The sequence below is a fragment of the Leuconostoc sp. BM2 genome, from assembly GCF_002095565.1.
Classification (GTDB): Bacteria; Bacillota; Bacilli; order Lactobacillales; family Lactobacillaceae; genus Leuconostoc; species Leuconostoc falkenbergense.
Window position 1 is genome coordinate 21,223 of the sequence record NZ_MOWQ01000023.1, and the last position, 6,946, is coordinate 28,168.

At 34.4% G+C, this 6,946-nt stretch carries 8 protein-coding genes; all 8 read right to left on the bottom strand.

Annotated features, from left to right (window positions below; genetic code table 11):
- Window positions 1-1,037 precede the first annotated feature (1,037 nt).
- Window positions 1,038-1,496: a hypothetical protein gene (locus tag BMG01_RS07085; protein ID WP_084013444.1), complete on the bottom strand. Its 459-nt coding sequence runs from the start codon at window positions 1,494-1,496 to the stop codon at window positions 1,038-1,040.
- A 40-nt stretch (window positions 1,497-1,536) separates the two neighbouring features.
- Window positions 1,537-1,962, bottom strand: a complete 426-nt coding sequence (locus BMG01_RS07090; RefSeq protein WP_084013445.1) for an HNH endonuclease — start codon at window positions 1,960-1,962, stop codon at window positions 1,537-1,539.
- Between the two features lie 113 nt (window positions 1,963-2,075).
- Window positions 2,076-2,324 carry a hypothetical protein gene (locus tag BMG01_RS07095; RefSeq protein ID WP_084013446.1) on the bottom strand — a complete coding sequence of 83 codons (249 nt, stop codon included), beginning with the start codon at window positions 2,322-2,324 and terminating at the stop codon, window positions 2,076-2,078.
- Window positions 2,325-2,375: 51 nt separating this feature from the next.
- A complete protein-coding gene (locus BMG01_RS07100) occupies window positions 2,376-2,810 on the bottom strand; it encodes a hypothetical protein (RefSeq protein WP_084013447.1) in 435 nt (144 codons plus the stop codon).
- Between the two features lie 304 nt (window positions 2,811-3,114).
- Window positions 3,115-4,293: a metallophosphoesterase family protein gene (locus tag BMG01_RS07105; RefSeq protein WP_084013448.1), complete on the bottom strand. Its 1,179-nt coding sequence runs from the start codon at window positions 4,291-4,293 to the stop codon at window positions 3,115-3,117.
- A complete protein-coding gene (locus BMG01_RS11330; protein WP_180921940.1) occupies window positions 4,294-4,458 on the bottom strand; it encodes a hypothetical protein in 165 nt (54 codons plus the stop codon).
- A gap of 116 nt (window positions 4,459-4,574) precedes the next feature.
- Window positions 4,575-5,585 (bottom strand): DNA adenine methylase, encoded by a 1,011-nt coding sequence (locus BMG01_RS07110; RefSeq protein WP_084013449.1) that lies wholly within the window; start codon window positions 5,583-5,585, stop codon window positions 4,575-4,577.
- A gap of 943 nt (window positions 5,586-6,528) precedes the next feature.
- Complete coding sequence (locus BMG01_RS07115) at window positions 6,529-6,945, bottom strand: hypothetical protein (RefSeq protein ID WP_233127281.1); 417 nt, start codon at window positions 6,943-6,945, stop codon at window positions 6,529-6,531.
- Window position 6,946 lies beyond the last annotated feature (1 nt).

The window sequence follows — 6,946 nt, forward strand, 5'->3', positions numbered from 1 at the left end:
ATTGCCGGTTTTTTTGTTTGCTGCTTTTCTATGTGTCCAATATTAAACTCAATAAATTGATAAGTCAACACTTTTTTCAAAGTATTTTTTTGCCTTTTTCACAATAGAAGAAAGATAAAAAAACCGCGACAATAAAACGCTGTAAAGCATTGATACATAAGGGTTTTAAACCAATTTAAAAAACTTTTTTCAGCGATCTTTTGCCCTGTTTTGTGAAATATTTTCGGCTATTTTCTGCCCTATTAGCGCACACACTCGCTCAGTCATACGCGCGCGTGCGCACGCACATACATAAGTTATATACGCGCGTGTGCGCATGCGTGATGCGAACGATGAATGAGTATATATACATATATTTACGCGACGTGATTTGAGACGTATTGGAATTTTTGCTCGAATACCATTGCCGATTTATATTTATTTTTCATGTATACCAATTTTATATTTAAGAGCGGATCATGATTTAATTGTTGCGAATCTATTAGTCAGAAACCGTTAGCGATCAGATTACATCGTGGGTTGAGATATGACCACTTCACTACCAGATTACTAATTATAAATTACAGCCAGAGTCATTTTATTCGGTTTGATTCGCACGCTTTCACTCTCTCCCAAATGAAAACATTTTTGTTTCTCAAAACATTAATAAATTTAATTAGTTTCGTTTCACATAGAAAAAATCACTAGCGCTATAATTATTTCCGTTTTTTGGTAGCAAAAAAAATAACCCACAAACCAATTAGCTGTGAGTTATTTATGATTGCTACTGATTGCTACTGATCAATGGTACAGATCAAAATCAAATAGATGCAAATAATAATTTCATTTGATATACAGCAGGTTAATATAACTGCTACTTCAATTTAAATTATATTTTGAATATCGTTTACACTGCGGTACGAAAACAAATAAAAAAAGCGCTGATCATAAATGTGTTTATACTTTAGTACACACATATACGCACGCGCAATTTCATTTTTCGTTTTGACTTTTGAATTTGAGTTTTGATTTTCAATTTTGAAATTGAATTTTGGTTTTCAGTTTTCGTTTTTGGATTTGAAATTTGAATTTGCAAATTCAGAAAACGTTTTCTGAACGTATTCGATGTATTGATTCGCTTCAAAATGACGGTCTTTCAAACTATTTGCATAGTTTGCGAACAAAGCAAAGAAATCATTTTGCTGATTCTTAATAACATCGCTAATAGTAATTTCAAACTTAGAAAACTTGCCGATATTTTCGTTTTTATCTTCTGGCATTTTGCCTATTTCTAAAGCATTTAAATTGCTATAATCTTCTACCATGAATTTACGATTCATGATTTCCGGATTATCTTTTATGGCGTTGTAGACACGTTCGACTTGATTTTTATAATCAGCTTTAACCATTGCATTAGCTACGGCTACTGCTCCCTTACCTGTAACTCTTAGCACAAATACGGCAATACCGCCAATGACTCCAATCCCAATAGCAGCAAATAAAATTGCAATCAACATATTATTTCTCCAAATGTTTTATAGCCATATCATATCACAATTAAATCAACTCATCATTAGTTTTTATTTTAATAGCGTGAACTAACTTAGCATTCCTGCGTTTAGTTTCATATTCAGTGCGCACAATGCTACCACCATTTCGTTCTGGGTGTTCACGATTGTGGTTAGACCTACTGATAACTTCCAGATTGCGAATATCAGCACGCAAGTCCCATCGTTCTCTTAACGGAATAATATGATGCACTGTATTGCCCGGAATAATTCTATCGTTCTCTAATAATTCAAATTGATCAATGTAATTGTCTCTATTAAGAACTTGCTGTCTAACAGCTAACCACGGTTTGCTTCTATAAAAAGTTTGAATTTCTTTTTCAGTTGGATCATATCCCATGTATGGGTGTGAATCTGCCCACGTTGTAATGAGTTGCTGACGGTTCGTTGCTATTTGTTTTAGTTGTTCTAACATATTATAAGCCTGACGAACTAGCTACCAAACATAGTAGAGCAAATGCTCCAAGACCTAAACCAATTGCAAATCCAAAACCTTTTACAAAATAATCAACAAACATATCATTCTCCTTATTTCTTAGTTGGTTTAGTTGGCACACCACGGTCTCGATTTCTTCTCGGAGCTGGTACAGGTGCAGGTCTCATCTTTGTAGGCGTTGGTTTTGAATGTGAATATTCATCAACTTTGTAAATTGTTTTCAATCCAGATGATGCAATCGTAAGTATTTCAGCAATGTTCTTCAATGCCACACTTATTAGAATCTGTATTAAAGCAAAGAAGCCCAATATTGCAAGAACGATTATAGTTAATGTATTCATCTTTTCTCCTTATTAACTGCAAAATAAAAATTGCTTATAGCGCTTATGTGCTCATGTCCAAATGATAAATCTACCAAAGGTAAAGTGTGTTAAATGTCCTCGGGAAACATCATACGACAAATTACCGTCTATCCATATCGATATATCTGAATCACTGTTGTAGATCAATGTTTCAATCTCATGCTTATTCATCTTAGGGAAGTTGTTTATTGAATCAAAGTATTTTTTGTCTAAAATATCGGTATCAATGTTAATTGAAATACTGTTACCCTCATTTTCGGTGACTTTAATTCCTTTGTCGGTATACATCTTGTTAACGTAATTAAAAAGTTTTTGTTTTGAATTAATGCCATCGTAATCAGAATATTTTGAGTGTTTTTCGTTGTTCAATCTATTTGTTCGATATATGTTAGTATTTTTTATCCCCAAACATAAATTTATCAAAGTCAATAGCGACAGTAAAATGAGACTAAGCTTGTTTGACATATCATTCTCCTAACTGTGCCAATGATAACCACATTTTGATTTGTCGGCCCATTCTACTTTTCGCCAGCTTTTACCCCATGTAGCCGGTTGATGACAATCATAATATCTTATGGAACGTCTTTCTGATTTCCATTCCTTTTGAGCCGTCACCAATCGTTTGTGGTGTCGTCGTCGATTTCCTTTGCGGTACCACGAATAGTCGCTCCAATCATACAGAAACACTTTGTAAAACTTATACATAGAAATATCCTTTCAATCATGGTTAAAACGTGCCACTCGATTGTCTCATCTTGGTATGTATCTATTATTCAACCTCATAAGTAGCCAACAACCTTTCTTCACCAAATTCAAGTAACTGCAAATGCTTTCGTCCCATAGTATAACCGTTAGCTTTTTCGTATGGATCATTAGGTTTTGCTGTTCCGAATTGCCACATCATCACGCCATCAACGTCAGTTTTCTTTTCTGTATGAAAGTGTCCGCTTGCAACCATACGATATTTTGAATGCGCCCAAATGTCAGGATATTCATTAGCAAACAACATTGGCAAACGTTTCAAAGCTAAATTACCGTGAGCAACCATAATACCGACTTTATCAAAACTAAATGCCAATCTTTCGGTGTTCAACTCATTATCAAACTCAACCTGTGGATATTTTTTAGACATCCCCCAAATAAATAGATATTGACTATCAGTATCATGATTACCAGATACAGCCTTAACATCAACTGTGGGTGAATATTGTAAGCTCATTTCAATGATTGTACTGATGAATGATTCAGCTTCATTCAACGCTTTAATCGTCTTCACGTGGTCTAGTTGTGTGTTACTTGCTGTCTGCGTTTTAGTAATGAAATCACTGTGCAATACATCGCCACCGACAATTAATTCCACACGCTTATAACCCTTTTTAAGTATGTTTCCAATCTGATTAATATGACTTTTAAGCATGTTAAATTTAGTGATACCAAAATGTAAATCAAACAGGCTAATCACCAAAGACGTATCACCTTGCTGTATATTTTCAACTTCAACAGGTTTAACATTACGATTCAACGTTTCAATTAAATCATCAACGTTGAATTTAACCACGCGTGGTTTAACAGTAATCTTTGATTGATACAAATCAACTGGATCACTATCCTTGCTACCCATTTGCCAAAAGTTATTTTTTAGTGAAACAATGTCCCATTTAGCAGAATCAAAACCGTGCGCACGTAACACAAAATCCGGATCTTTTGCCTGTTCACTAGTCATTTGAATGCGTGTGATAGATGTTTGAGAACCGTCTTGATTGATAGTTAGTTCCACACCGCGTACATTTGCAGTATCTTTTCCTACACCTTGCGCATATTTACGAATAGTACGACCAGAAAAATTGATGTTATATTGTTCAAACATAGCCTCACCAATTTTAGATGATGATAGCCCTTGCTTAGCTAGTGTTTTAACTGTGTTGATGTATTCTTGTTTCCACTGCATTTAACTGATCCATTTCATGTGTTTGCGATAATTGATGTTTTTGTTATCAACTAATTCTGACTTTATCTGAATATGCGCTCGTTTATGACGTTCTACGCTTAATCGTTTTGTCTCTTGAATAAATCGTTCATTTACTTGTGTTGCTTCTTTTGTGTATTTTTTCATATAGCTATCCGATTAGTGTTTCAGACCATTAGTTAATCTAATAGTCTGGTGTTTGTTTTATTTATATGTAATGACATATTATGTAAACTGGTCGAAATCGACCAGTTTAGATGTTTCTATTTAAGCAAAATAGCCTTTTTGTCAGAATAGAAGTGCTTTTTTGTCACTGTATTTTGAAATATAGCTGTTTTTTCAATAAATAAGTCAACTATCAACAGCTTTTCTGTTCTTTTACCAGTCGTACCACCAGACATTGTACTTCTCGCGGTTTTAAATTCGTAAACACATTCAAATCTATCGTCAGATACTTCATAACTCGACAATAATACGATATTGTTTTTTGACATTTCATAAGCCCAATCGTAGAACTCTTGATAATCAATTTGCGAATTATATTTACGTGTATCAGAGTTTTCGTAGGGTGGATCTAGATATAAAATACTATTTTTGACATTCGAAAAATATTTATAGTCTTTATTTATTGTTTTTGGTAATCGTTCTAATTGTCCTAATTGTTGTAATTTTTGTAATTGTTCTAATTGTTGTAATCGTTCTAATTGTTCTAATTGTTGTAACACTCTATGTTTTTCCTGTTTATCAACGAATCCTAGTTTATCTTCGTAAAGATTAACAGCTCTTTGATACGTTGTGGTTTTTTTATAACCGACTAATACATCTTCTTTTTCTAAAATTTCAACGGCTAGATTATACTTTATATCACTTACCTGTTTACTGTATAAATAGCTCCTTCGATCATTGCCAAAACTATTGACTAACAACTTCAATTCGTCATCAACCGTTTTGATTTCTTTTTCTCTAATTGCAATAAACTCATCACGATTAACAATTAGTGTTTTTATCCATTCTCTATCTTGGATTAAAACACGGTTAAACATATCAGTAATTGTTTTATCTAAGTCATTATAAACAACATCGATGCCGTTAATCATCAGTTCCGCAGTAATTGCACCGCCACCACCGAAGACATCGTAAACCGTCTTATCTGTTCCAAAATTCTGCTTGATTATTTCTACAATCTTTTTGCTAATTTTCTTCTTGCTGCCAACATAAGGAAGTCCAACTGGTTTGCCCTTACGTATTTTCTTTTCATCAAGTGTTAAGTTCATAATTTCTCTTTTCAATAAAAAGCACCTGTTAAGGGTATTTATGTACGCAATCGCATGAGAACCGTCAAAGAACTGAATGCGATTGTTTGCTATGTAGTAACCCCATCGATACCATCTCCGAAGCCAGTAGATTTATATACTGTTGTTTGTTTGCCAAAGCCACTAAATGCAAACCAACTCGTCAGTCGTTTTTATTGAAATTAATCAATCCGGTTCTATCTTTTTACGGATTATACCGCAGCTATCTATGTACGCAATCGCAGGCAAGCGACTGCTATTAAGTTGTGCGGACGTACCGCAATGTGAATGTCGGGGCTTGCACCCGAATAAGGCTGTCTCATTCACCCACAGAAATCACCTAACTAGTATAAAGCAACGAGCTGCAATCTTTTTACACGAGTTACCGTGATTGAAAGAGACATTATGTCGCTATGGTGATAACTGAATTGGCATGGTAAGGATTTGCACCTTACATGAAGTAGTCCTAATTTAATAGTTTGCGTCTACCTATTCCGCCACATGCCATGTTTTATAGACTTTACTTGTCTGTGTCAGCTCCCATAGTCTGACTAATGATCGCCTTAACGTTTAATAGGCTTTCGCGTTGCTTTTAAAAAGCAAAGATACGTGTATTTTTACATGTCTCACCAGACAGTATGGTCGCACAGCAACCTATCACTTTATGCTTTTAGTGGATAAACAATAACCAAATATGTACGACCGTTCGGTGTAACGGTCTTGGTTAGTCATCTGGAACTAATCTATAAGTACAGCTTATATTTAACGACTAATGACTAACCATATCACAACTGTGGGACTCGAACCCGCTAATCGCGTCTCCAACCATATTGACCGATAGATTTTACGTAATCAATTAATGCTTGCGTAACTTCTTGATCGTTTTTGGTTAGAAAATATACTATTTTTTCTGTTTGTTCTTTACTCATAGCTTTAGTAACGTATACAGTTGAGCAACAAATCGTTTGCGAAACCTAAATACGGTGGCTCTGCTGACGTTAGCAACTTTTGCAATTTTAACAACGTCATAGCGATTGAATCTTTGAAAGTATGACATCTCAACAATTTTTATCTGGTAATCATCTAGTTGAGCTATAAACTTATCAATTACCGCGCGATTATGCTTAATTGTAGAAATGATAGGATCATCGGAAAATTTAATCGCTTTATTTTCATGTGCATGATTTTCTGAAAAGCCACTTCTTCCACCTCCAACATTTTCATCAATTTCACCTTTTGACTGCTCTATTTCTGTTCTACGTTCCCTTTCTAATAAATTAAAATAAGGATATTGCTTCAAAACGGCTTCTACTTGTTTAGTTTTTGTGTGATTCATTTTAATT

Excerpts from the sequence above, each read along its gene's own strand:
- BMG01_RS07085 (WP_084013444.1), bottom strand. The coding sequence starts at position 1,496 with ATGTTGATTGCAATTTTATTTGCTGCTATTGGGATTGGAGTCATTGGC.
- BMG01_RS07090 (WP_084013445.1), bottom strand. The coding sequence starts at position 1,962 with ATGTTAGAACAACTAAAACAAATAGCAACGAACCGTCAGCAACTCATT.
- BMG01_RS07095 (WP_084013446.1), bottom strand. The coding sequence starts at position 2,324 with ATGAATACATTAACTATAATCGTTCTTGCAATATTGGGCTTCTTTGCT.
- BMG01_RS07100 (WP_084013447.1), bottom strand. The coding sequence starts at position 2,810 with ATGTCAAACAAGCTTAGTCTCATTTTACTGTCGCTATTGACTTTGATA.
- BMG01_RS07105 (WP_084013448.1), bottom strand. The coding sequence starts at position 4,293 with ATGCAGTGGAAACAAGAATACATCAACACAGTTAAAACACTAGCTAAG.
- BMG01_RS11330 (WP_180921940.1), bottom strand. The coding sequence starts at position 4,458 with ATGAAAAAATACACAAAAGAAGCAACACAAGTAAATGAACGATTTATT.
- BMG01_RS07110 (WP_084013449.1), bottom strand. The coding sequence starts at position 5,585 with ATGAACTTAACACTTGATGAAAAGAAAATACGTAAGGGCAAACCAGTT.